At 70.4% G+C, this 24,296-nt stretch carries 22 protein-coding genes and 1 pseudogene; 5 read left to right on the forward strand and 18 right to left on the reverse strand.

Annotated features, from left to right (window positions below; all coding sequences use genetic code 11):
• Window positions 1–44: 44 nt before the first annotated feature.
• The 11 genes from aroQ to rpsD all read right to left on the reverse strand — a co-directional run bounded on the left by aroQ (window position 45) and on the right by rpsD (window position 11,160).
• A complete protein-coding gene (aroQ, locus tag ACIBK6_RS12335) occupies window positions 45–485 on the reverse strand; it encodes a type II 3-dehydroquinate dehydratase (protein WP_399051139.1) in 441 nt (146 codons plus the stop codon).
• Window positions 482–1,576, reverse strand: a complete 1,095-nt coding sequence (gene aroB / locus ACIBK6_RS12340; protein ID WP_399051140.1) for a 3-dehydroquinate synthase — start codon at window positions 1,574–1,576, stop codon at window positions 482–484. The genes aroQ and aroB overlap by 4 nt, the downstream gene beginning before the upstream one ends.
• Window positions 1,573–2,091, reverse strand: a complete 519-nt coding sequence (locus ACIBK6_RS12345) for a shikimate kinase (protein ID WP_399051141.1) — start codon at window positions 2,089–2,091, stop codon at window positions 1,573–1,575. The genes aroB and ACIBK6_RS12345 overlap by 4 nt, the downstream gene beginning before the upstream one ends.
• Window positions 2,088–3,272: a chorismate synthase gene (gene aroC / locus ACIBK6_RS12350; protein WP_399051142.1), complete on the reverse strand. Its 1,185-nt coding sequence runs from the start codon at window positions 3,270–3,272 to the stop codon at window positions 2,088–2,090. The genes ACIBK6_RS12345 and aroC overlap by 4 nt, the downstream gene beginning before the upstream one ends.
• 207 nt (window positions 3,273–3,479) lie before the next feature.
• A complete protein-coding gene (locus ACIBK6_RS12355) occupies window positions 3,480–4,322 on the reverse strand; it encodes a shikimate dehydrogenase (protein WP_399051143.1) in 843 nt (280 codons plus the stop codon).
• Complete coding sequence (mltG, locus tag ACIBK6_RS12360) at window positions 4,303–6,039, reverse strand: endolytic transglycosylase MltG (RefSeq protein WP_399051144.1); 1,737 nt, start codon at window positions 6,037–6,039, stop codon at window positions 4,303–4,305. Before mltG ends, ACIBK6_RS12355 begins: the two co-directional genes overlap by 20 nt.
• 101 nt (window positions 6,040–6,140) lie before the next feature.
• Window positions 6,141–6,605 (reverse strand): Holliday junction resolvase RuvX, encoded by a 465-nt coding sequence (gene ruvX, locus ACIBK6_RS12365; protein WP_399051145.1) that lies wholly within the window; start codon window positions 6,603–6,605, stop codon window positions 6,141–6,143.
• Between the two features lie 94 nt (window positions 6,606–6,699).
• The gene (alaS, locus tag ACIBK6_RS12370) at window positions 6,700–9,384 is read right to left on the reverse strand and encodes an alanine--tRNA ligase (protein ID WP_399051146.1); all 2,685 of its coding nucleotides are present in this window, start codon (window positions 9,382–9,384) and stop codon (window positions 6,700–6,702) included.
• Window positions 9,384–9,710 (reverse strand): DUF6167 family protein, encoded by a 327-nt coding sequence (locus tag ACIBK6_RS12375; RefSeq protein ID WP_399051147.1) that lies wholly within the window; start codon window positions 9,708–9,710, stop codon window positions 9,384–9,386. The genes alaS and ACIBK6_RS12375 overlap by 1 nt, the downstream gene beginning before the upstream one ends.
• A gap of 7 nt (window positions 9,711–9,717) precedes the next feature.
• On the reverse strand, window positions 9,718–10,182 hold the full coding sequence (locus ACIBK6_RS12380; protein WP_399051148.1) for a DUF948 domain-containing protein: 465 nt from the start codon (window positions 10,180–10,182) through the stop codon (window positions 9,718–9,720).
• 363 nt (window positions 10,183–10,545) lie between these two features.
• Complete coding sequence (gene rpsD / locus ACIBK6_RS12385) at window positions 10,546–11,160, reverse strand: 30S ribosomal protein S4 (protein WP_053723667.1); 615 nt, start codon at window positions 11,158–11,160, stop codon at window positions 10,546–10,548.
• A 231-nt stretch (window positions 11,161–11,391) separates the two neighbouring features.
• Here rpsD and ACIBK6_RS12390 point away from each other — a divergent pair, with 231 nt between their 5' ends.
• Window positions 11,392–12,075, forward strand: a complete 684-nt coding sequence (locus tag ACIBK6_RS12390; RefSeq protein ID WP_399051149.1) for a DUF2470 domain-containing protein — start codon at window positions 11,392–11,394, stop codon at window positions 12,073–12,075.
• On the opposite strand, the gene ACIBK6_RS12395 is transcribed toward ACIBK6_RS12390, so the two are convergent.
• Both ACIBK6_RS12395 and ACIBK6_RS12400 read right to left on the reverse strand, forming a co-directional pair.
• Entirely contained in the window at window positions 12,072–13,427 is a 1,356-nt protein-coding gene (locus tag ACIBK6_RS12395; RefSeq protein WP_399051437.1) for a replication-associated recombination protein A, read from the reverse strand. The two genes, ACIBK6_RS12390 and ACIBK6_RS12395, sit on opposite strands and share 4 nt — an antisense overlap.
• A 44-nt stretch (window positions 13,428–13,471) precedes the next feature.
• Window positions 13,472–14,110, reverse strand: a complete 639-nt coding sequence (locus ACIBK6_RS12400) for a vitamin K epoxide reductase family protein (protein ID WP_399051150.1) — start codon at window positions 14,108–14,110, stop codon at window positions 13,472–13,474.
• A gap of 148 nt (window positions 14,111–14,258) precedes the next feature.
• On the opposite strand from ACIBK6_RS12400, the pseudogene ACIBK6_RS12405 reads away from it, so the two are divergent.
• Window positions 14,259–14,609, forward strand: a pseudogene (locus tag ACIBK6_RS12405) (ATP-binding cassette domain-containing protein); the annotation flags it as partial.
• Between the two features lie 14 nt (window positions 14,610–14,623).
• Complete coding sequence (locus ACIBK6_RS12410) at window positions 14,624–15,397, forward strand: ABC transporter permease (RefSeq protein ID WP_399051438.1); 774 nt, start codon at window positions 14,624–14,626, stop codon at window positions 15,395–15,397.
• Between the two features lie 165 nt (window positions 15,398–15,562).
• On the opposite strand, the gene hisS is transcribed toward ACIBK6_RS12410, so the two are convergent.
• Complete coding sequence (gene hisS / locus ACIBK6_RS12415) at window positions 15,563–16,825, reverse strand: histidine--tRNA ligase (RefSeq protein ID WP_399051151.1); 1,263 nt, start codon at window positions 16,823–16,825, stop codon at window positions 15,563–15,565.
• 14 nt (window positions 16,826–16,839) lie between these two features.
• Window positions 16,840–17,550, reverse strand: coding sequence for an MBL fold metallo-hydrolase (locus ACIBK6_RS12420; protein ID WP_399051152.1), 711 nt, complete (start codon window positions 17,548–17,550; stop codon window positions 16,840–16,842).
• A gap of 149 nt (window positions 17,551–17,699) precedes the next feature.
• Between ACIBK6_RS12420 and ACIBK6_RS12425 the strand changes: the two genes are divergently transcribed.
• A complete protein-coding gene (locus ACIBK6_RS12425; RefSeq protein WP_399051153.1) occupies window positions 17,700–18,473 on the forward strand; it encodes a peptidylprolyl isomerase in 774 nt (257 codons plus the stop codon).
• 204 nt (window positions 18,474–18,677) lie between these two features.
• On the forward strand, window positions 18,678–19,907 hold the full coding sequence (locus ACIBK6_RS12430; protein ID WP_399051154.1) for a DUF349 domain-containing protein: 1,230 nt from the start codon (window positions 18,678–18,680) through the stop codon (window positions 19,905–19,907).
• 86 nt (window positions 19,908–19,993) lie between these two features.
• Here ACIBK6_RS12430 and ACIBK6_RS12435 read toward each other — a convergent pair whose 3' ends face one another.
• The 3 genes from ACIBK6_RS12435 to secF all read right to left on the reverse strand — a co-directional run bounded on the left by ACIBK6_RS12435 (window position 19,994) and on the right by secF (window position 24,295).
• On the reverse strand, window positions 19,994–22,471 hold the full coding sequence (locus ACIBK6_RS12435) for a RelA/SpoT family protein (RefSeq protein WP_399051155.1): 2,478 nt from the start codon (window positions 22,469–22,471) through the stop codon (window positions 19,994–19,996).
• A 169-nt stretch (window positions 22,472–22,640) separates the two neighbouring features.
• Window positions 22,641–23,192 carry an adenine phosphoribosyltransferase gene (locus tag ACIBK6_RS12440; RefSeq protein WP_399051156.1) on the reverse strand — a complete coding sequence of 184 codons (552 nt, stop codon included), beginning with the start codon at window positions 23,190–23,192 and terminating at the stop codon, window positions 22,641–22,643.
• A complete protein-coding gene (secF, locus tag ACIBK6_RS12445) occupies window positions 23,189–24,295 on the reverse strand; it encodes a protein translocase subunit SecF (RefSeq protein ID WP_399051157.1) in 1,107 nt (368 codons plus the stop codon). The genes ACIBK6_RS12440 and secF overlap by 4 nt, the downstream gene beginning before the upstream one ends.
• Window position 24,296 lies beyond the last annotated feature (1 nt).

The following is a 24,296-nucleotide window of genomic DNA, read 5'->3' on the forward strand; positions in this document are numbered from 1 at the left end:
CGGCCGTCACAGTGTGAACGGCCGAAGAGCGGCAACAGTGCCCGTCAGCTGTCGATTTCGTCGGCGAGCGCGCGCAGCGCCAGGCGGTAGGAGCCGATGCCGAAGCCCGCGACGGTGCCGGTGGCGACCGGCGCGATCACCGAGGTGTGGCGGAACTCCTCACGGGCGTACGGGTTCGAGATGTGCACCTCGATGAGCGGTGCGGTGCGCTGGGCGGCCGCGTCGCGCATCGCGTACGAATAGTGGGTGAACGCGCCCGGGTTGATGACGACCGGAATCCGGCCGTCGGCGGCCTCGTGCAGCCAGCGGATCAGCTCGCCCTCGTCGTTGGTCTCGCGGACCGAGACGTCGAAGCCGAGTTCCTTGCCGAGCGCTTCGCACACCTCGACCAGGCCCGCGTAGCTGGTGGCGCCGTAGACGTCCGGCTCGCGGGAGCCGAGGCGGCCCAGGTTGGGGCCGTTGAGGACGAACACCCGTCGGCTCATGCGGAGACCTCGCCGTACGCGGCGAGCAGCACCGCCGGATCCGGGCCCTCCAGGACGGTCGGCTTGGCGAGGCCGTCCAGGACGATGAAGCGGAGCAGGTTGCCGCGGGACTTCTTGTCCAGCTTCATGTTCTCCAGGAGCTTGGGCCACTGGTCGCCGCGGTAGGTGAGCGGCAGGCCGACGGACTCCAGGATGGCGCTGTGCCGGTCGGCGGTCGCGTCGTCCAACCGGCCCGCCAGACGGCCGAGTTCGGCCGCGAAGACCAGGCCCACGGAGACGGCCGCGCCGTGCCGCCACTTGTAGCGCTCGTTCTTCTCGATCGCGTGGGCGAGGGTGTGCCCGTAGTTGAGGATCTCGCGCCGACCCGATTCCTTCAGGTCGCCGGAGACCACTTCGGCCTTGACCCGGATGGAGCGCTCGATCAGCTCGGCCGTGTGCGGGCCCTCGGGGGTGCGGGCGCCGGCCGGGTCGGACTCGATGAGGTCGAGGATGACCGGGTCGGCGATGAAGCCGGTCTTGATGACCTCGGCCATGCCCGACACGTAGTCGTGCACCGGCAGCGAGTCCAGCGCGGCCAGGTCGCACAGGACGCCGACCGGCGGGTGGAAGGCGCCGACGAGGTTCTTGCCCTCGGCGGTGTTGATGCCGGTCTTGCCGCCGACGGCCGCGTCGACCATGCCGAGCACGGTGGTCGGCACCGAGATCCAGCGCACCCCGCGCAGCCAGGTCGCGGCGACGAATCCGGCCAGGTCGGTGGTGGCGCCGCCGCCCACGCCGATGACGACGTCGGTGCGGGTGAAGCCGGACTGGCCGAGCGCCTTCCAGCAGTAGGCGGCGACCTCGGCGGTCTTGGCCTCCTCGGCGTTCGGGACCTGGATGGCGATGACCTCGTAGCCCTCGGCCGCGAGGTCCTCGCGGATCGCGTCGCCGGTGCCGGCCAGCGCCTCCGGGTGGATGATCGCGATCCGCTTCGTCCGGTCGCCGATCAGTCCGGGCAGTTCGCCCAGCAGCCGCCGGCCGACGAGCACTTCGTACGGCTCCGTCCCGGCACTGCCGCCGACCTGGATCCGGGTGGGTGCCTGCTCCGTCATGCGTCCTTCAACTCCAGTGCGTCGAGGACCGCCTGGGCGACCTCTTCGGGGGTGCGCTCGTCGGTCGCGACGACCGCACGGGCGACTTCGGTGTACAAATGGCGCCGCGCGTCCATGAGTTCGCGCCACTGCCGGCGCGGGTTGACGGCGAGCAGCGGCCGGGCGGTGTTCAGGCCGACGCGCCTGACCGCGGCCTCGACGTCCATCGAGAGATAGACGACGGGGTGCGGCGCGAGCAGCGCGCGCGTCGAGGCGTCGAGGATGGCGCCGCCGCCGAGGGACAGCACGCCGGTGTGCTCGGCGAGCGCGGCTCGTACCGCCTCCCGCTCCAGGTCGCGGAAGTGCGGCTCGCCCTCCTCGATGAAGATGTCCGAGATCTCCCGGCCCTGGGCTGCCACGATGTCGGCGTCGGTGTCCCGGTAGGGCGCGCCGAGCCGCTCGGCGAGCAGCGCGCCCACGGTGGACTTGCCCGAGCCCATCGGCCCGACCAGGACGACCAGCGGTCCGGTGCTCACCGGATCTGCAGGTTGTCGAGGTACGAGCGGACGTTGCGGCGGGTCTCGGGCACGCTGTCCCCGCCGAACTTCTCGGCGACCGCGTCCGCGAGGACGAGCGCGACCATGGCCTCGGCGACGATGCCGGCGGCCGGCACGGCGCACACGTCGGAGCGCTGGTGGTGCGCCTTGGCGGCCTCGCCGGTGGCGACGTCGATGGTGGCGAGCGCGCGGGGCACGGTCGCGATGGGCTTCATCGCGGCCCGTACGCGCAGCAGTTCACCGGTGGTGAGGCCGCCCTCGGTGCCGCCGGAGCGGCCGGAGGTGCGCTTGACGCCCTCGGGCGTCTGCACGATCTCGTCGTGGGCCTGCGAGCCGGGCACCCGGGCCAGGTCGAAGCCGTCGCCGACCTCGACGCCCTTGATGGCCTGGATGCCCATGAGGGCGGCGGCGAGCCGCGCGTCCAGGCGGCGGTCCCAGTGCACATGCGAACCGAGGCCGACCGGCACTCCGTACGCGAGCACCTCGACCACACCGCCGAGGGTGTCGCCGTCCTTGTGGGCCTGGTCGATCTCGGCGACCATCGCCTTCGACGCGTCCGCGTCCAGGCAGCGCACCGGGTCGGCGTCGAGCTTCTCGACGTCGGCGGGGGTCGGGTAGACGCCGTACGGGGCCTTGGCGGCGGCCAGCTCCACGACGTGCGAGACGATCTCGATGCCGGCCGTCTCCTTGAGGTAGGAGCGGGCAACGGCGCCGAGCGCGACGCGGGCGGCGGTCTCCCGGGCGCTGGCGCGCTCCAGGATCGGCCGGGCCTCGTCGAAGCCGTACTTCTGCATGCCGGCGAGGTCGGCGTGGCCGGGCCGGGGCCGGGTCAGCGGGGCGTTGCGGGCCAGCTCGGCGAGGATCTCGGGGTCCACGGGGTCGGCCGACATGACCTGTTCCCACTTGGGCCACTCGGTGTTCCCCACCATGACCGCGACCGGCGAGCCCATGGTCAGGCCGTGCCGAACGCCGCCGAGGAAGGTCACCTCGTCGCGCTCGAACTTCATGCGGGCGCCGCGTCCATAGCCGAGCCGCCGCCGGGCCAGGTGGTCGGCCACCATCTCCGTGGTGATCGGTACGCCGGCGGGAAGACCCTCCAGCGTCGCGACAAGTGCGGGTCCGTGGGATTCCCCAGCGGTCAGCCAGCGCAACCTGCTCAACGGTGCTCCTCGTTGCTCGCGCGTCCTGGACTACTGCGGCGCGGCCGGGGTGCGCGGCCCTGGCCCGCCACCAATGATCCTCCCACGTCCACGGTGGTGGGCCGGGCCCTGGTCCAGCAGTCGGACTGTGATCTGGTCAGGTGCGGGCCGTCGTGGGCTGGTCGCACAGTTCCCCGCGCCCCTGTAGGGCGCCCCGGCCAGGAGGGCTCAGCGGAGTGCCAGTGCCGCTTCGCCCGCCTTGCGCATCGCCTCCAGCGGAGCGCTCGCGCAGCCCGTCATCTGCTCGACCTGGAGCACCGCCTGGTGCACCAGGAGGTCGAGTCCGCCGACGACGGCTCCCCCGCGCCCCGACCAGGCGGCCGCGAGCGCGGTCGGCCAGGGCTCGTACAGCACGTCGAAGAGGGTGCCGGGGTGCTCGGGGACGGCCGCGGCCAGGGCGTCGGTGGTGCCGGCCGGGGTGGTGGCGATGACCAGCGGCGCCTCGAAGGCCCGGGCCGCCTGCGCCCAGTCGGCGGTACGGACGTCGACGCCGAGCCGTTCGCCCCAGCCGCGCATCTCCTCGGCCCGCGCCTCGCTGCGTACGTAGGCGGTGACCGGGCCGGCGCAGATCCGCGCGAGCGCGGCGAGCGCCGAGGACGCGGTCGCGCCCGCGCCGAGCACGGCGGCGGACTCGACGTCGCGCACGCCGCGTTCGCCCAGGGCCGCGATCATGCCGGGGATGTCGGTGTTGTCGCCGAGGCGGCGGCCGTCGTCGGTGAGGACGACGGTGTTGACCGCCTCGACCGAGGCGGCCGTGTCGCTGATCCCGTCGAGCAGCGGGATGATCGCCCGCTTCAGCGGCATGGTGAGCGAGAGCCCCGCCCAGGATGCGTCGAGCTCCGCGACGAAGCCGGGGAGCCCGGCCTCGTCCACCTCGAAACGGTCGTACGACCAGTGGCCGAGGCCGAGTTCCGCGTAGGCGGCCCGGTGCAGGACCGGGGAGAGCGAGTGCGCGATGGGCGAGCCGAGCACGGCCGCCCGGCGCGCGCCCTCACTGGCCGGTCTGGCCATTGAACTTTTCCTTCAGCTTGTTGAACTCGGCGTAGGTCTTGGCGAACTCGGTCTTGTGCTCGCCGTCGGTGGCCACGAAGTACAGCCAGCCGTCGCTCGTCGGGCTGAGCGCGGCGGCCAGCGCCTCGGTGCCCGGGTTGCCGATGGGTCCGGGGGTCAGACCCCGCCACTTGTACGTGTTGTACGGGTCCGGGTTGCTGTTGATCTCGGACTCGCCGATCTTGATGTTGCTCTTGCCGGTGAGGTAGTTGTACGCCGAGTCGAACTGGAGCTTCTGGTTGGTCTGGGTGTTGGACGGCTTGAGGCGGTTGTAGACGACCTCGGCCATCTTCTGGAAGTCGTCGTGCGTCTTGCCCTCCGCCTGCACGAGGCTGGCGATGGTGATGACCTGCCAGGGGCCGTCCACGTTCAGCTTCTTGGCCTCGGCCGCAAGGTCCTGCTTGCCGTACTCGGAGTCGGCCCGCGAGACCATCTTGCGCAGCACGTCCTCGGGCTTCATGCCCTTGGCGACCGGGTAGCTGGCCGGGTAGAGGAATCCTTCCAGCGGATCCTTGACGTTCTTGTGGCCCTTGGCCCAGTCGGGCAGACCCAGGCTGTCGGCGTTCTTGAACGCGGCGTTCTTGGTCGTGCCTTCGGGGACGCCGAGCCGCTGGTCGATCTGCTGGTAGACCCAGGCGTTGCGTTTACCTTCGGGAATGATGAGCGCGTTGCGGCTGGTCGGGTTGAGCATCAGGGCGACCGCGTTGGCGGCGGACATGCCCTTCTTCATGGTGTAGGCACCGGCCTGGATCGTCTTGCCCTTGGGATTGTTGTTCTGGGCCTGGACGAAGGCGTCGATGCTCTTCACGACACCGGCCTCCTTCAGGAGCTGGCCGATCTCGGAGCCGCCCGCACCCGTCGGGATCTCGACGGTGACCGTCTCGCCGCTGCCTTCGCCCACGTAGTCGGGGGCCGCGCCGAACTTGCTCTGGTAGAACTCGTAGCCGACATAGCCGACGCCGCCCACGCCGACGGCGAAGATGACCGTCAGAACCAGGCAGGCGCGTCCGCTCTTGCCCTTCTTCTTGGTCTTGCCGCGCCGGTCTCGGCCGCCGTCCCCGGCGCCCCGACGGGAGTCGCCCGGATCGTCGTCATTGCGTTCGCTGTCGTCAACGCCGGTGAAGAACGGGTGGTTCTCCTCCTGCGGCTCCTGCTCCGCGTTCCACTCCTGGCCCTGCTCGGGGACCTCGGGCACGGTGGGCGCCTGGCGCTGGCCGGGCGGCTGCGGCGGCGGGTACGCCTCGGGCGTGCGGTAGGAGTCGTGGCCCTCGCCCGCGTAGCCGTTGGGGTACGCATCGGGCTGCTGACCCGCGTACGGCATGGCGGCCTGCTGGCCGGTGTCCCAGCCCCCGTTGTACTGCTGGGGAGGCTGGGGCTGCTGCGCGTACTGGTCCTGGGGCTGCTGCGGGTAGTGCTGCTGCGCCGGGTACTGCTGCTGCGGGTAGCCCTGCTGGGGCTGCTCGGCGTAGTGCGGCTGGGGCACGTACTGGCCCTGCGGGTGCTGCGCGTACTGGTCCTGCGGCTGCTGCGGGTAGTGCTGCTGATGCTGCGACTGCTGCTGGCCGCCGTACGGAGCCTGGCCGGAGGCAGCCTGCTGCGCTGCCCATCCCTGGTCCCCGTAGAGGGGGTCCTCTGGGTGCCACGGTTCGGAGCCTGCGCCCCGGCCATACTCAGTCATCGGTCCCCTAGAGCCGCGAGGCATCCGGACGGTCCGCCTCTTTTGCTGTGCGGCGACTGTTCGAATGCCTCCGCATCGCGCGGAACGTTACCGTATCGCGATCAGATAACCACTTCGACGCCTTCGCCGGGGGCGTTGCCCGACACCCGTTCGGCCTCCAGCGCGTTCTGAAGGATGATCACGGCGGCGGCCTGGTCGATGACGGATCTGCCCTTCTTGGACTTCACGCCCGAGGCGCGCAGCCCCTGACTCGCCGTCACCGTCGTCATCCGCTCGTCCACGAGACGCACCCCGACCGGGGCGATGCCGCGCGCCAACTCCTGGGCGAAGACGCGGACTTTGGCCGCCGCCGGGCCCTCGCCCCCGTTGAGGGAGCGGGGCAGTCCGACGACCACTTCGAGCGGTTCGTACTCCGCGACGAGCTGCCGCAGCCGCCGGTGGGCGGCCGGGACATCGCGTCCCGGCACGGTCTCCACCGGCGTGGCGAGCACCCCGTCGGGGTCGCACGAGGCGACCCCGATCCGGGCGTCGCCCACATCGATCGCCAGTCGGCGTCCTCGTCGCATCAGGCACCTGCCCGGTTGTTCGCTTCTCCGACCGCGCGGCGCGGCGGCTCGGGCATCGTCGTCGGCTGCGGCCCGGCGGCCGCGCGGTCGTCGCTCACGAGACCTCGGCGACCTGGCGCTCGACGGCGTCGATGGCGTCGCCGATCGCGTCCGCGTTCTGGCCGCCGCCCTGGGCGACGTCCGGCTTGCCGCCACCGCCGCCGCCGAGGGTCTTGGCGGCGGTACGGACCAGCTCACCGGCCTTGAGACCGCGCTCGCGGGCGGCCTCGTTGGTGGCGATGACGGTCAGCGGGCGGCCGTTGGCCGTGCTGAACAGGGCCACCACCGCCGGGCGGTCGCCCGCCCCCGACAATTGATCCAGTCGGCCGCGCACGTCGAGGACCAGCTTGCGCAGGTCGTCGGCCGAAGTGCCGTCCGGCACCTGGCCGGTGACCAGCGCCGTACCGCGTACGTCCTTGGCGGACTCCACGAGACCGGCGGCGGCCTGGAGCACCTTCTCGGCGCGGAACTTCTCGATCTCCTTCTCGGCGTCCTTCAGCTTGCCGAGCATGCTGGAGATCTTCTCCGGGAGCTCCTCGGGGCGTCCCTTGACCAGCTCCTGGAGCTGGGCGACGACCGTGTGCTCGCGGGCCAGGAAGTTGTACGCGTCGACGCCGACCAGGGCCTCGATGCGGCGCACGCCGGAGCCGATGGACGACTCGCCGAGCAGCTTCACCAGACCCAGCTGGGCGGTGTTGTGGACGTGGGTGCCGCCGCACAGCTCCTTGGAGAAGTCGCCGATGGTCACGACCCGGACCCGCTCGCCGTACTTCTCGCCGAACTCGGCGATGGCGCCCTGCTTCTTGGCCTCGTCGATCGACATGACCTCGGCCTGCACGTCCAGTTCGCGGGCCAGCACCTCGTTGATCTTCTGCTCGACATCGGTGAGGACCGTGCCGGGCACGGCGGCGGGCGAGCCGAAGTCGAAGCGGAAGCGGCCCGGGGAGTTCTCGGAGCCGGCCTGGGCGGCCGTCGGGCCGAGCGCGTCGCGCAGCGCCTGGTGGGTGAGGTGCGTGGCGGAGTGGGCGCGGGCGATGGCCCGGCGGCGCTTGGTGTCGATCGCGGCGTACGCGGAGGCGCCGACCGTGACCTCGCCGACCTGTACGACACCCTTGTGGACGTGGACGCCGGGGACCGGCTTCTGCACGTCGCGGACCTCGATGACGGCGCCGGTGTCGAGCTTGATCCGGCCCTGGTCGGCGAGCTGGCCGCCGCCTTCGGCGTAGAACGGGCTGCGGTCGAGGACGACCTCCACCTCGTCGCCCTCGGTGGCGGCGGGCGAGGGCACGCCGTCGACCAGCAGGCCGACGATGGTCGACTCGTTCCCGGTCTGGGTGTAGCCCGTGAAGTCGGTCTCGCCGGACCGGTCGGCCACCTCGCGGTAGGCGGACAGATCGGCGTGGCCGGTCTTCTTGGCCCTGGCGTCGGCCTTGGCCTGGTCGCGCTGCTGCTTCATCAGGCGGCGGAAGCCGTCCTCGTCCACCGAGAGGCCCTGTTCGGCGGCCATCTCCAGGGTGAGGTCGATCGGGAAGCCCCAGGTGTCGTGGAGCAGGAACGCCTTGTCGCCGGCCAGCACCGTGCCGCCGGTGGCCTTGGTCTCGGTGATGGCGCTGTCGAGGATGTTGGTGCCGCCGCGCAGGGCCTTGAGGAAGGCGGCCTCTTCGGCGCCGGCCACGGTCTCGATGCGCTTGCGGTCGGTGATGAGCTCCGGGTACTGCCGGCCCATCGTGTTGATCACGACGTCGACCAGGTCCTGGACGACCGGACCGGTGGCGCCCATCAGCCGCATGTTGCGGATGGCGCGGCGCATGATGCGGCGCAGCACGTAGCCGCGGCCCTCGTTGCCGGGGGTCACTCCGTCACCGATGAGCATCACGGACGTACGGATGTGGTCGGCGACGACGCGCATGGAGACGTCGGACTCGTGCTTGTCGCCGTAGCGGACGCCCGTCAGCTCGGTGGCCTTGTCCATGACGACGCGCAGGGTGTCGGTCTCGTACATGTTCTGCACGCCCTGCAGGATCATCGCGAGGCGTTCGAGGCCGAGACCCGTGTCGATGTTCTTCGACGGCAGGTCGCCGAGGATCGGGAAGTCCTCCTTGCCCTCGCCGGCGCCGCGCTCGTACTGCATGAAGACCAGGTTCCAGATCTCCACGTACCGCTCGTCGTTGACGGCCGGGCCACCCTCGACGCCGAACTCGGGGCCGCGGTCGTAGTTGATCTCGGAGCAGGGGCCGCAGGGTCCGGGCACGCCCATGGACCAGAAGTTGTCCTTCTTGCCCAGGCGCTGGATGCGCTCGGCCGGCACGCCGATCTTGTCGCGCCAGATCTGCTCGGCCTCGTCGTCGTCGAGGTAGACGGTGATCCAGAGCTTCTCCGGCTCCAGGCCGAAGCCGCCGTCCGCCACGGGGCTGGTGAGCAGCTCCCAGGCGTACCCGATGGCGCCTTCCTTGAAGTAGTCGCCGAAGGAGAAGTTGCCGCACATCTGGAAGAACGTGCCGTGCCGGGTGGTCTTGCCGACCTCTTCGATGTCCGGGGTGCGCACGCACTTCTGCACGCTGGTGGCGCGCGGCGCGGGCGGCTTGGTCTCACCGAGGAAGTACGGCTTGAAGGGGACCATGCCCGCGTTGACGAGCAGCAGAGTCGGGTCGTCCGCGATGAGCGACGCCGAAGGGACGACGGTGTGCCCGCGCTCCTCGAAGAAGCTCAGCCAGCGGCGGCGAATCTCGGCCGACTCCATCAGTGGTCCTCATTCCGGTTGTACGAATGCTTGGTGTACTGCTGTTGCGTGGTCTCGATGGCGACGAGGCGGCGCTGCGCGGGGAGTTCGCGCGGCTCGCCCCCGCCGATGCCCAGGACGTCGTTGAGTTCGGCCTCGCGCTGCGCCATGCCGGACTTGATGTCGAGGGCGAAGTCCTTGAGCCGGTGGCCGGCCTCGACCGCCTTGTCGGCGGTGCGCGCGGCCAGGCTTTCCGGGGTGAGCTGTTTCAGCTTCCGGTTGACCTTGGTGGTGGCCCAGACGCCGGCGGCCGCGCCCGCGGTGAACCAGAACGTACGGCGGAACATCGCAGCGTCAGCCCTTTCGCTTCGACCGCCGCGCGGACGGCACGGTCCGCCCCACGATCACGGTGTGACTGGCGTCATTGCTTCGTTGACGGCGGCTCGGCCCCTCGGGCACATCGGCCGGGGCGGCGCCCTTGCGCCCGATCGCCCGGCGCACCCCGTATCCGAAGGCCGCCACCTTCACCAGCGGTCCGCCGAAGGTGGAGGCGACCGTGGTGGAGAGCGCGGACGCGTTGGAGGTGACCTCCTGGACGTCCGTGGCGATGGCGTCGACCCGGTCCAGCTGGGTCTGTGCGGAGCGCACCGCGGTGGAGGCGTCCGCGAGCAGCGGGACCGCCTGGTCGGTCACGTCCGCGACCAGTTTGGTCGTCGCCCTGAGCGTCTGGGCCAGCCTCACGAGAACGACCGCGAGGAAGGACACCAGGATCGCCCAGAAGACGGCCACCAGGATCCCGGCCACCTCTCCACCGGACACTTGCACCGCTCCCCGCAACCCGTCGGAACTCGAAAAAAGTCGTCCTCCGACCCTATCGCGCCGGGGGTGGCTTCCCGTACCGCGTTCCAGGCCGCCGCGAGAGGGGTCGGGCAAGCCGATTGTACGCAGTGCATACCCTTGAGCACGCTGCGTGTTCCATGCGCTCCCGGCTGCCCGCAGAGTTGAGCCGATTCGTCGACCGAGAGTGCGAACCGGCCCGGCTGGACCGCCTGCTCTGCGATGCAGGCCCCGGGGGCGCAGCCGCACGAGGGGTCCGGACATGCGGAAGCCCGCCGCCTCCCGCTCCGTGCGGAGCGGGGGGACGGCGGGCTGAAGCGCTGAGGCTCCGGTACTGCGTCCGGATCAGCGGGCGTAGTACTCGACGACGAGCTGCTCGTCGCAGATGACCGGGATTTCCTTGCGGTTCGGGTCGCGGTCCAGGCGGAAGGCCAGGGCCTTCAGGTTCACCTGGAGGTAGCGCGGGGTCTCGCCCTCGCCGGCGTAGCCACCCTCGCGGGCAACCTGGAAGGGGACCTTCTCGCGGCTGCGCTCGCGGACGGTCACGACGTCGTCCGGACGGACGCGGAACGACGGCTTGTCGACCTTGCCACCGTTGACCTGGATGTGACCGTGCACGACCATCTGGCGGGCCTGGTAGATGGTGCGGGCGATGCCCGAACGCAGGACCAGGGCGTCGAGGCGGCGCTCGAGCTCGACGACCAGCGCCTCGCCCGTCTTGCCTTCGGCCTTCTTGGCGCGGTCGTAGGCACGCGCCATCTGGCGCTCGCTGATGTCGTACTGGGCGCGCAGACGCTGCTTCTCAAGCAGACGGACCTTGTAGTCCGAGTTCTGCTTGCGGCCACGGCCGTGCTCGCCCGGCGGGTAGGGGCGGGCCTCGAAGTACTTGACGGCCTTCGGCGTCAGCGCGATGCCGAGCGCACGAGACTTCTTGACCTTGGGACGCGACTGGTTAGGCACGTTCTCCAAACCTCCATGGTTGGGTTAGGTTAGGCTCACCTTACTCAAGGAGATCGCATGTCGCGTCCGGGGAACACCAGTCACATCACGGACAACACGGAGAAGGTCGACTCTGCTCCCTCGGGAGAAGTCGACTCCACCGGCTCCCAGTCGAAGCATGGAGCCGGGCACGTGACGGAGGTCCGATCAGATCGTGGTCAGCCGCGTCCCAGCGGACTTGAAATCGCACGGATGCCGTCAGCAGCCGAGCGCACACGAACTCTCGTACATAGTACCTGCTCGTCGGTGCTGCTCATTCCCGGCCTTGCCGGAGCCCGTCCCGAGCAGCTGATGGCCGACGTCCGCAGCGTCGGCCCGGACGGCGACGTCTTCCTGGTCTTCCCCGCCGACTCCCCGGCCGTACGGGCCGCCACCCACGCGCAGGACGACGAGGTCCCGGCGGTTCTGGAGATCACCGACGTGGCCCCGGTCTCCGTCCCCCACCGGATCCGGGGCCGCGCGTGGATCTCCGGCTGGCTGACCCGGGTGCCCGGTCAGGCGGGTCCGGGCCGTACGACGCTGCGCCTCGAAATCCGCGACGCGTACGTGGACGACCTGTGGGGCGCGAGCGCGGTGGAGGCCGAGGAGTTCGCCGCGGCGAAGCCCGATCCGCTGGTGCAGCAGGAGACCGGGCTGCTCCAGCATCTCGACTCGGCCCACGGCGAGCAGCTGCGCCGGCTGTGCGCCGTCGTGGAGCGCGAGGCCACGGCCCGGGTCACTCCGCTGGCGCTCGACCGGTTCGGCCTGCGGGTGCGCTTCGCCGGGACCGACGGCCACACCTTCGACGCGCGCTTCGACTTCCCCGAGCCGGTTGACGGCCTCGCGGCCCTGCGCCGCGCGATGCACCAGCTCTTCGCGGCCGCGGACACCCCCTAGTCCGGGGCCCGGCCCAGGCGCTCGCGGACCTTCTCCACCACGTCCGCGTACCGCGCCTCCGCTCCGTAGCGTGTCGGCTCGTAGTAGCGCTTGCCCGCCACCGCCTCCGGGGCGTACTGCTGGGCCGCGATCGCGCCGGGGACGTCGTGCGGGTAGACGTAACCCTGCGCGTGGCCCAGCTTGGCCGCGCCCTTGTAGTGGCCGTCGCGCAGATGCGGTGGGACGGGTCCTGCCAGGCCCTTGCGGACGTCCTCCATCGCGGCGGCGATCGCGGTCGTCGCGGAGTTGGATTTCGGGGCGAGGGCCAGCGCGATCGTGGCGTGGCTCAGGGTCAGGGCCGCCTCGGGAAAACCGATGAGGGCGACGGCCTGGGCCGCGGCCACCGCCGTCGGCAGCGCGGTCGGGTCGGCCAGGCCGATGTCCTCGCTCGCGGAGATGATCAGGCGCCGGGCGATGAAGCGGGGATCCTCGCCCGCTTCGATCATCCGGGCCAGGTAGTGCAGCGCCGCGTCGACGTCGGAGCCGCGGATCGACTTGATCAGCGCGCTCGCCACGTCGTAGTGCTGGTCGCCGCCCTTGTCGTACGTCACCGCCGCCCGGTCGACGGTCTCCTCGACGGTCTGGAGGCTGATCTCCGGCTCGGACTTGGCGATGGCCGAACCGGCCGCCGCCTCAAGGGCGGTCAGTGCCCGGCGCGCGTCGCCGCCCGCGATGCGCAGCAGGTGCGCCTCGGCGTCGGCGGGCAGGGTGACCGCCTCGCCGAGACCCCGCTCCTCGGTGAGCGCCCGCCGCACCAGGGACCGCAGATCGTCGTCCGTCAGCGGTTCGAGGGTGAGCAGGAGGGAGCGGGACAGGAGGGGGGAGATCACCGAGAAGTACGGATTCTCCGTGGTCGCCGCGATCAGGGTGACCCAGCGGTTCTCGACCGCCGGGAGCAGCGAGTCCTGCTGGGCCTTGGAGAAGCGGTGGATCTCGTCCAGGAAGAGGACGGTCTCCTTGCCGAAGCCGCCGATGGCACGGCGCGCGCCGTCGATGACCGCGCGGACCTCCTTCACCCCGGCGGTGATCGCGGAGAGCTCCACGAACCGCTTGTTCGTGGCCTTCGACACCACGTACGCGAGCGTCGTCTTTCCGGTGCCCGGCGGGCCCCACAGGATCACCGAGGACGGACCGGCGGGCCCGCCGGCGCCCTCCCCCACCAGCCGCCGCAGCGGCGAGCCCTGCTTCAGGAGGTGCTGCTGGCCGACCACCTCGTCCAGGATGCGCGGGCGCATCCGTACGGCCAGGGGGCTGCCCGCCGGGTCTTTCTCCTGGCGGTCCTCTGCGGCTGCGGTGAACAGGTCGGGTTCCACACTCACGACCCTATGTCACCCCACTGACAACGCAGCGAGGCCCGTCAGCTGGTCCAGAAGTCCCACCAGCGGGTCAGGATCAGCATCCCGATGACGCCGATGTGCAGCACCGGAAGCACCCACGTGAACTCGGACAGGAAGTTCTTCGCCCAGCGCGGCGCCGGCAGCAGGCCCTTGCGGAGGTTGAAGGACGTCACGTACCAGAACATGAAGATCGTGGCGACCCAGGCCAGGCAGCACCACAGGCACAGCGAGTTGATCCGGTACAGCGACTCGAACTGGAGCCAGCTGACGAATCCGACACCGAAGAGCGTGCCCGCGTTGAAGGTCAGCCAGTACCAGCGGCGGAAACGGCCGCCCGCGAGCAGGCTCATGCCGACGCAGATGACGATGCCGTACGCGACCAGGCCCAGCATCGGGTTCGGGAAGCCGAAGGCCGCCGCCTGGTGGCTCTTCATGATGTTGCCGCAGGACACCACCGGGTTGAGGCTGCAGCCCGGCACGAAGTTCGGGTTCTCGAGGAGCTTGAACTTGTCGAGGGTGATGACCCAGGCCGCGAGCAGACCGGCCGCGCCGGTGATCACGAGCAGCCAGGCGAAGGCGCGGCTGCCGCCGACCGTCCCCTTGGTGCTCACCCCCTGGTGGTCGGAGTCGGAGGAGACGTCGTCAACTGTTGTGGTCATAGCGCCGGTCCGTCATCCCGTCATCGTTGTTCGGCCTGCTGGGGCAGCCTCATTCTGCCGCACCCGGGTCACTGTTCACCGTTCGATGGACATAAGGAGGTACGCACGAGGGTGCCCGCGCCGCCGGAACCGGGGGACGCTCTTTGCCATGACAGAACTGGCGGTTGACGTACGCGGACTTCGCAAGCAGTACGGCGAGGTCACCGCGGTCGACGGACTGGACCTCGGCATCCGGCACGGAGAGGTCTTCGGCATCCTCGGCCCCAACGGGGCGGGCAAGAGCACCACGGTGGAGATCCTGCAGGGCCATCGCGACCGGGACGACGGCGAGGTCCTGGTCCTCGGCGCGGATCCGGCGACCGCCGGGCGGGCCTGGCGCTCACGGGTCGGCATCGTGTGGCAGGACGAGTCGGCGCCCGCCGAGCTCACGGTCCGCGAGACCGTGCACCACTTCGCCCGCTACTACCCGGCGCCGCGCGATCCCGAGCGGGTCATCGCGCCTGGTCGCTCGGCCTGCGCCGGGGCGCCCTGGAGATCAGGCAGTTCGTCCGCCAGCGGGACCAGGTGATCTTCACCTTCGCCTTCCCGGTCGTCTTCCTCGCCCTGTTCGCGTCGATCTTCAGCAACCAGGTCAAGGACGCCGGGATCACCGCCTCGCAGCTGTACGCCGCCGGCATGATCGCGGCGGGCATCATGTCGGTCAGCTTCCAGTCGCTCGGCATCTTCATAGCCATCGAGCGGGACGAGAGGGTGCTGCGCAGGCTGCGCGGCACGCCGATGCCACCGGCCGCGTACTTCCTCGGCAAGGTCTGGCTGGTGCTCGCCACCGGTGTCGCCGAGACGGGTGTGCTGCTGCTGTTCGGCTCCACCCTGTTCGGGCTCGATCTGCCGACGACCGCGACGAAGTGGCTGGACTTCTCATGGATCTTCGTCCTCGGCATCAGCGGCTGCGCGCTGCCCGGCATAGCGATCAGCAGCCTGCCCAAGTCGGGCCGGAGCGCGAGCTCGGTGGTCGTACTGCCCTTCCTGGTGCTCCAGTTCATCTCCGGCGTCTACATCCCGGTGGGCACCGTGCCCAACTGGCTGCTCGACATCAGCGCGTTCTTCCCGCTGAAGTGGATGTGCCAGGGTTTCCGGGGCGTGTTCCTGCCGCAGTCCGCCGCGGAGCTCGAACAGGCGGGGAGCTGGGAATTCGGACGGATCGCGCTGGTGCTCGGCGCCTGGTGCGTCGGAGGACTGCTGCTGTGTCTGGGGACCTTCAGGTGGAAGAGCCGCCGCGACGGCTGACGTGGTTCGCACGAGCGGCGGGAGCGCGCGACACCCACGTGCGGCCTCCTTCGACCCCACCCCGCCCCTTCCCGCTGTGACGCTCAGCGGCTCCGCCGCGGGCCTCCGGGCGTGGGGGCGGGGCTGGGAAGGGCTGAGCCACTGCCCGGTCCCGCCCCCCAACGCTCAGGCCAGGCGAGCCCGCAAGGTCGGGAGGATGTCCTCCAGCGGCACCGGCCCCTGCTCCCCCGACTCCATGTCCTTCAGCTGGACCACGCCCTCCGCGAGGTCGCGCTCGCCCGCCACCAGGGTGAAGCGCGCGCCCGAGCGGTTCGCGTTCTTCATCGCTCCCTTCAGCCCCTTCGAGCCGAAGCCGAAGTCCGCCGCGATGCCCGCCCGCCGCAGCTCCGCGACCTTCGCGAACAGCACGCGTCGCGCCTCCTCACCCAGCGGGACCGCGAACACGCTGGTCGTGGAGGGGAGTTCGAGGGCGATGCCCTCGGCCTCCAGGGCCAGCACCGTGCGGTCGACGCCGAGCGCCCAGCCCACCGACGGCAGCGCGGGGCCGCCGATCATCTCGGAGAGGCCGTCGTAGCGCCCGCCGCCGCCCACCGCGGACTGCGAGCCGAGACCGTCGTGGACGAACTCGAACGTCGTCCGGGTGTAGTAGTCCAGGCCGCGCACCAGCTTCTCGTCGTCCTCGAAGGCCACGCCCTGCGCCGTCAGGAGGTCACGGACCTCCTCGTGGTACGCCTTGCAGGCGTCGCACAGGTAGTCGCGCAGCAGCGGCACCCCCACCAGCTGCTTCTGCACGGCGTCGCGCTTGTCGTCCAGGATCCGCAGCGGGTTGATCTCGGCCCGGCGCAGCGTGTCCTCGTCGAGGTCGAGACCGCGCAGGAAGTCCTGGAGCGCGGCCCGGTACACCGGACGGCACTCCTTGTCGCCGAGGGAGTTGAGGAGGATGCGGAAGTTCCGCAGGCCCAGCGAGCGGTACGCGTCGTTCGCCAGGATGATCAGCTCGGCGTCGAGCGCCGGGTCCTCCGCACCGATCGCCTCGGCGCCGACCTGCGAGAAGTGCCGGTAACGGCCCTTCTGCGGGCGCTCGTAGCGGTAGTACGAGCCCGAGTACCAGAGCTTGACGGGGAGGTTGCCCGCCTTGTGCAGGTTGGCCTCCAGGGCCGCGCGCAGCACGGAGGCGGTGCCCTCGGGGCGCAGCGCGAGCCGGTCGCCGCCCTTGGTCTCGAAGGCGTACATCTCCTTCGTGACGATGTCGGTCGATTCGCCGACGCCGCGCGCGAAGAGCTCGACGTTCTCGAACCCCGGGGTCTCGATGTAGCCGTAGCCCGACCGCTTCAGGGGCGCCGAGATGGCCTCGCGCACGGCGAGGAAGCGCGCCGAGTCCGGCGGGATCAGGTCGTACGTGCCCTTGGGGGCCTGGAAAGTACTCATGGAAAGGCTTCTCGTCACATTCCTCGTCGGGGAGAGGCGATGCCCTCTCCCTGGCCGGCGGCCACCTGCCGCAGATACGGATTGGTGGCGCGCTCCTGGCCGATGGTCGTCTGGGAGCCGTGGCCGGACAGCACCACGGTCGAGTCGTCGAGCGGCAGGCACACGCGGCCCAGCGACTCGAGGAGCTCGGCGTGGCTGCCGCCGGGCAGGTCGGTGCGTCCGACGGAGCCGGCGAAGAGCAGGTCGCCCGAGAACAGGATCGGAGGGATGTCCTCCGCCTCGGGCAGCCCGAACGTCACCGACCCCTTGGTATGGCCGGGCGCATGCGACACGGTGAGCTCCATGCCGGCGAGCCGCAGCTTCGCGCCATCGGTCAGCTCCTTGACGTCGGCGGGCTCCCCCACCGTCAGCTCGCCCATGAGCTGGGCGCCGAAGGACCGGCCGAGGGCCTTCTCCGGGTCGCTCATCATGTAGCGGTCGTCGGGGTGGATCCAGGCGGGTACGTCGTGGGCTCCGCAGACCGGGACCACCGAGGCGCAGTGGTCGATGTGGCCGTGGGTGAGGACGACGGCGACGGGCTTGAGCCGATGCTTCTTCAGCGTTTCCTCGACGCCCTGGGTGGCCTGGTGGCCGGGGTCGATGATCACGCATTCTTCGCCTGCGGCGGGGGCGACCAGATAGCAGTTGGTCCCCCAGGCCCCGGCGAGGAACCCGGCAATCAGCACGATCGTCCTCGATTTCTTGCGCGGCGGGTGATTACGGCTGTTCAGAGCCTACCGGCGCTGCTCCGGTCACAGCGAACCCATATACGGTACGGGGCACAGCTCGTACCCCCCGTACCCACAGCTCACGAGACCGCACAAGGAGACGACCGGTGGTCAGCAGCGAACAGCGTCGGCGCCAGCTCGCCCGCGAGAAGTTCGAGCGGCAGCAGCAGCGCCGGGAGGAGGCGCGGCGCAAGGCCAGGCGCCGCAACAGCGTCATCGCGGCCGCCCTCGCGGTGGTCGTGGCGGCGGGCGGCGCCGCCTTCGCGACGGGCGCCTTCTCCGGCGACAGCAAGAAGAAGCCGGCCGCCTCGGACAGCCCGTCGGCCCAGCCGAGCCAGTCGGCGGAGCCGAAGATGGCGATCGAGGCCAAGGGCACGTACGACATGGCGTTGAAGACGAACGCCGGCGAGATCAGGTTCGCGATGGACGCGGCCAAGACCCCGCACACCGTGAACTCGTTCAAGTACCTCGCCGACAAGGGGTTCTTCAACAACACCAAGTGCCACCGGCTGACCACGCAGGGCATCTATGTGCTCCAGTGCGGCGATCCGCAGGGCACGGGTTCGGGCGGTCCCGGCTACACGATCCCCGACGAGAACCTGACCGGTCTCGGCAAGGCGGGCGCGGACGGCACGGTGACCTACCCGGCGGGCACGGTCGCGATGGCCAATACCGGCCAGGCGCACAGCGGCGGCAGCCAGTTCTTCCTGGTCTACAAGGACAGCAAACTGCCGCCCACCTACACGCCGTTCGGCACGATCGACGCGGCGGGCCTGAAGGCCGTGCAGGACGTCGCCAAGGAGGGTGTCGAGGGCGGCGCGGGCGACGGAGCTCCCAAGAAGGCCGTCACCATCCAGACGGCCGCGGTCACCAAGGGGTGACCGGGCCGGGCGCCCGGCACCGAGCGTGAACCGTCGAATTCGGCCGCGCTGAGTGCGGACAGCCGGGCGGCCGGTCGCCTAGATTGGCGTTGTGCAGCGCGGGCTCGGCCCGCGCTGTGGAGGGCGGGCGAGGCCCGCCGGGAAACTGTGGACGATGCCCCGGGGGACGAACCCCCCGCGCAGGCATCATGTGGAGGAGGCGCTGTGAGCAGCGACCCGTGGGGCCGCGTCGACGAGACGGGCACCGTGTATGTGCGTACAGCCGATGGCGAAGTGGTCGTCGGATCGTGGCAGGCGGGCTCTCCCGAGGAGGCCCTGGCCTACTTCGAGCGCAAGTACGAGGGCCTGGTTGTCGAGATCGGCCTCCTCGAACGGCGGGTGAAGACCACCGACCTGTCGGCGAAGGACGCCCAGACCGCCATCGACCACCTGCGCTCGCAGGTGGACGAGCATCACGCGGTCGGTGACCTCGACGCGTTGCGGGGGCGCCTCGACCAGCTGGTGCGGACCGTCGACTCGCGCCGCGAGGAGCGCAAGGTCCAGAAAGCCAAGCAGACCGACGAGGCCAAGCACGCCAAGGAGGCGCTGGTCGCCGAGGCGGAGGAGCTGGCGCAGAGCGAGCAGTGGCGCTCGGCGGGCGAGCGGCTGCGCGCCCTGGTGGACACCTGGAAGGGCCTGCCGCGCCTGGACCGGAAGTCCGACGACGAGCTGTGGCACCGCTTCTCGCACGCCCGCTCGGCGTTCTCCAAGCGCCGCAAGGCGCACTTCGCGTCGCTCGACGCGCAGCGCGAGGACGCCCGCAAGGTCAAGGAGAAGCTGGTCGTCGAGGCCGAGTCGCTGTCCGGGTCCACGGACTGGGCCACGACGGCGGCGCGCTACCGCGACCTGATGGCGGACTGGAAGGCGGCGGGCCGCGCCCAGCGCGAGGCCGAGGACGAGCTGTGGAACCGCTTCCGCGGCGCCCAGGACGTGTTCTTCGCGGCGCGCAGTGGGGTCTTCGCGGAGCGTGACGCCGAGCAGACCGAGAACCTGAAGCTGAAGGAGGAGCTGGCCGAGGAGGCCGAGAAGATCCTCCCGGTGACCGACCTGAAGGCGGCCCGCGCCGCGTTCCGCTCGGTCAACGAGCGCTGGGAGGCCATCGGCCACGTACCGCGGGACGCGCGTCCCAAGGTCGAGGGCCGGATGCACGCCGTGGAGCGGGCGATCCAGGAGGCCGAGGAGGCCGAGTGGCGGCGCACCAACCCGGAGGCACGGGCGCGTGCCGCGGGTCTGACGGGCCAGCTCCAGGACGCCGTCGACAAGCTGCACCGGCAGATCGACGCGGCCCGCGCGTCCGGCAACGACGCCAAGGCGGACAAGCTGGGCCGCGAGCTGGAAGGCCGCCAGGCGCTGCTCGACCAGGCGCTGAAGGGGCTTGAGGAGTTCGGCGGCTGACGCTCCGTCAAGTACCGGGAAAGGGCCCCCTGTTGGACAGGGGGCCCTTTGCCGTTCCGGTTGCGGGCTTCGCGTTCCGGTGGCGGTTACGGCCGGCGCGCCGAGGTCACCCGGTACACGTCGTAGACGCCCTCGACACCCCTGACGGCCTTGAGTACATGGCCGAGGTGCTTGGGATCGCCCATCTCGAAGGTGAAGCGCGAGGTGGCCACCCGGTCGCGGGAGGTCTGCACGGCCGCCGAGAGGATGTTGACGTGCTGGTCGGACAGGACGCGGGTGACGTCCGACAGGAGGCGCGAGCGGTCCAGGGCCTCGACCTGGATGGCGACCAGGAAGACCGAGGACTGGGTCGGCGCCCACTCCACTTCGAGGATCCGCTCGGGCTGCTGGGACAGCGAGTCCACGTTGACGCAGTCCGCGCGGTGCACCGAGACGCCGCTGCCGCGGGTGACGAAGCCGATGATGGGGTCGCCGGGGACGGGCGTACAACAGCGGGCCAGCTTGACCCACACGTCGTCGACGCCCTTGACGACCACACCCGGATCGGCGTTCTTGCGGCGCTTGCTGCGGCCCCGCGAGGGCGGCGCCGACTCGGCGATGTCCTCGTTGGCGGCCTCCTCGCCGCCGAGCGCCTGCACCAGTTTCTGTACGACGCCCTGGGCTGCCACATGGCCCTCGCCGATCGCCGCGTACAGCGAGGAGATGTCGGGGTAGCGCATCTCGTGGGCGAGGGTGACCAGGGAGTCGCCGGTCAGGATCCGCTGGATCGGCAGGTTCTGCTTGCGCATGGCGCGCGCGATGGCGTCCTTGCCCTGCTCGATCGCCTCGTCGCGGCGCTCCTTGGAGAACCAGGCGCGGATCTTGTTGCGGGCCCGCGGCGACTTGACGAAGCCGAGCCAGTCGCGGGAGGGGCCCGCGCCGGCCGCCTTGGAGGTGAAGACCTCCACCAAGTCGCCGTTGTCCAGGGTCGATTCGAGCGGGACCAGGCGTCCGTTGACGCGTGCTCCTATGGTGCGGTGGCCGACTTCGGTGTGGACCGCGTACGAGAAGTCGACGGGGGTCGAGCCCGCTGGGAGTGCGATGACGTCGCCCTTGGGCGTGAAGACGAAGACCTCGTTGCGCGAGAGGTCGAAGCGCAGCGACTCCAGGAACTCGCTGGGGTCTTCGGTCTCCTTCTGCCAGTCGAGCAGTTGGCGCAGCCACGCCATGTCGTTGAGGTGGTCGTCCTTGCCGGCCTTCTTCGGTACGTCGGTGCGCACCTTGGAGGCCCCGGCGGACGGATCCTGCTTGTACTTCCAGTGCGCGGCGATGCCGTACTCGGCCCGGCGGTGCATGTCGAAGGTGCGGATCTGCAGCTCGACGGGCTTGCCGTTGGGGCCGATCACCGTGGTGTGCAGCGACTGGTACATGTTGAACTTGGGCATCGCGATGTAGTCCTTGAACCGGCCGGGGACCGGATTCCATCGCGCGTGCACGGTGCCGAGCGCCGCGTAGCAGTCCCGCACCGTGTCGACCAGGACGCGGATGCCCACCAGGTCGTAGATCTCCGCGAAGTCGCGGCCGCGGACGATCATCTTCTGGTAGACGCTGTAGTAGTGCTTCGGGCGGCCGGTGACGGTCGCCTTGATGCGGGCCGAGCGCAGGTCGGACTGGACCTCGTCGGTCACTATGGCGAGGTACTCGTCGCGCTTGGGCGCGCGCTCGGCGACCAGCCGCACGATCTCGTCGTACATCTTGGGGTAGAGGATCGCGAAGGCGAGGTCCTCCAGCTCCCACTTGATGGTGTTCATGCCCAGGCGGTGGGCGAGCGGCGCGTAGATCTCCAGGGTCTCGCGCGCCTTCTTCTCCTGCTTCTCGCGCTTGAGGTACCGCATGGTGCGCATGTTGTGCAGCCGGTCGGCGAGCTTGATGACCAGGACGCGGGGGTCCTTGGCCATCGCGACGACCATCTTGCGTACGGTCTCGGCCTGCGCGGCGTCGCCGAACTGCACCCGGTCCAGCTTGGTGACGCCGTCGACGAGCAGGGCCACCTGGTCGCCGAAGTCGCGGCGCAGGGTGTCCAGGCCGTACTCGGTGTCCTCGACGGTGTCGTGCAGCAGGCCAGCCATCAGGGTGGCCGGATCCATGCCGAGCTCGGCGAGGATCGTGGTCACCGCGAGCGGGTGGGTGATGTACGGGTCGCCGCTCTTGCGCTTCTGGCCGCGGTGCCAGCGCTCGGCGACCTGGTAGGCCTTCTCGACCTGGCGCAGCGTGGCCGTCTCGATCTTGGGGTCGTTGCTGCGCACTATCCGCAGCAGCGGTTCGAGCACCGGGTTGTACGCGGACGAACGCTGCACGCCCAGCCGGGCGAGGCGGGCGCGTACCCGGTTGGAGGAGCCGCCGGAGCGGGACACGGAGCCGACCGGCACCACCGGCTTGGCGACCGGGGCCGGAGCCTGGGCCTGCTCGGGCGTCGCGGGCTGGGGCTCCGCCGCGGGCTCGGAGGGCGTGGCCGGGGCCGCCGCGGGCTCCTTGGCCTGCTGGTCGGGCTGCGCGGCGGAGAGTGGCTGGGCCTCGTCTGGCAAGAGCGCTCCTCGTGCGGGTCCGGGTCCCCCGGTCAGGCCCGGAAGTACATGGTATCCAGCCGGGGGCCTCCGCTCGCCCTCGGCCGGTGTGACGCCTCTGCCTGGAGAAACACCGGAGGCGGGCACCGGATTCCTCCGGTGCCCGCCTCGGCGGTCTTCTTCGGCCTGCTCAGACCGTGATCAGGGCGTGCAGCGGGGCTCCGCGCAGGGCGGGCTCCAGCCGCTCGCGGCCGCTGAGGAAGCTGAGCTCCATCAGGACCGCGACACCGGCGACCTCGGCGCCGGCCCGGCGGATCAGCTCCAGCGAGGCCTCGGCGGTGCCGCCGGTGGCGAGCACGTCGTCGATGACCATCACGCGGTCGCCCGCGCTGAGGTCCTCGGCGTGCACCTCGATCTCCGCGGTGCCGTACTCCAGCTCGTACGCCTGCTTGAGGGTCGCTCCGGGGAGCTTGCCCGCCTTGCGTACGGGGATGAAGCCGATCCCGGCGCGGACCGAGACGGGGGCCGCCAGGATGAAGCCGCGCGCCTCCAGGCCGACGATCTTCGTCGCGCCGTGCTCGACGCACAGCGCGGCGAGCGCGTCGGTGAGGGCCGTGAACGCCTCCGGGTCCGCGAGCAGCGGGGTGATGTCCTTGAACATCACGCCGGGCTTCGGATAGTCCGGCACATCACGGATGCGGCTGAGCAGCAGCTCCGCGGTCGCGGTGGAGACGCTGGTCATCGGCGCTTCCCCCGGTTGTTGCGGTTCGGCTGGCGGCGCTGGCCGACGACCGCACCGGCGGGCGCCGCATCGTCGTCGTCCTCGGCGTCTGCGAAGGGCGCCTCGTCCTGCGGCTCCTCGGTCTCGCCCTTGGCGGCGGCCGCCGCGCGCTTGGCGAGCACCCGCTTCTTGAGGGCCTTCATCTCCGGCATGGCCTCCTTCAGGTCGGCGACCAGCGGAGTGGCGATGAAGATCGAGGAGTACGCACCGGCCGCGAGGCCGACGAAGAGCGACAGCGAGATGTCGTTCAGCATGCCGGCGCCGAGCACGCCGCCACCGATGAACAGCAGGCCCGCCACCGGGAGCAGCGCCACGACGGTGGTGTTGATGGAGCGGACCAGGGTGCCGTTGAGGCTCTTGTTCGCCATCTCGCTGTAGGTGACCCGGGTCTGCTTGGTGATCCCCTTCTGGCCCTCCTTGAGACCGTCGAAGACGACGACGGTGTCGTAGAGGGAGTAACCGAGGATCGTGAGCAGACCGATCACGGTTCCCGGGGTGACCTCGAAGCCGACCAGTGCGTACACACCGACCGTGATCGTGAGGTCGTGGATCAGGGCGACCAGGGCCGCGATCGCCATGCGCCACTCGAAGGCGATCGCCAGATAGATCACCACCAGGATCATGAAGATGATCAGGCCGGTCCAGGCCTTGTTGGCGATCGTCTGACCCCAACTGGGGCCCACCAGATCGGCGTTGATGTCGTTCGCCTGGACCTTGAGGTCCTTGGCGAGCTCCGTTTTGATCTGGTCGGACTTGGCGGTGTCGACCCCGCCGATGGTGATGCGGAGCCCGCCGTTGCCGAGCTTCTGGGCGATCGCGTCGTGGCCGGACGCGGCCTTGGCGTCCGTCTCCGCCTGCGAGGCCGAGACGGAGGTCTTCGGGGTGGTGAAGACCGCGCCGCCCTCGAACTCGATGCCCATCGTCAGACCCCGTACCGCCAGGCCGACGATGGCCGTGATGGTGATCAGGATCGAGATGCCGTACCAGATCTTCCGCTTGCCGACGAAGTCGTAACCGACCTCACCGCGGTACAGCTTGGCGCCGAGAGTGCCGAGCTTCGACATC

Origin of the sequence: Streptomyces sp. NPDC050485 (assembly GCF_044458185.1) — a bacterium.
Taxonomy (GTDB): domain Bacteria; phylum Actinomycetota; class Actinomycetes; order Streptomycetales; family Streptomycetaceae; genus Streptomyces.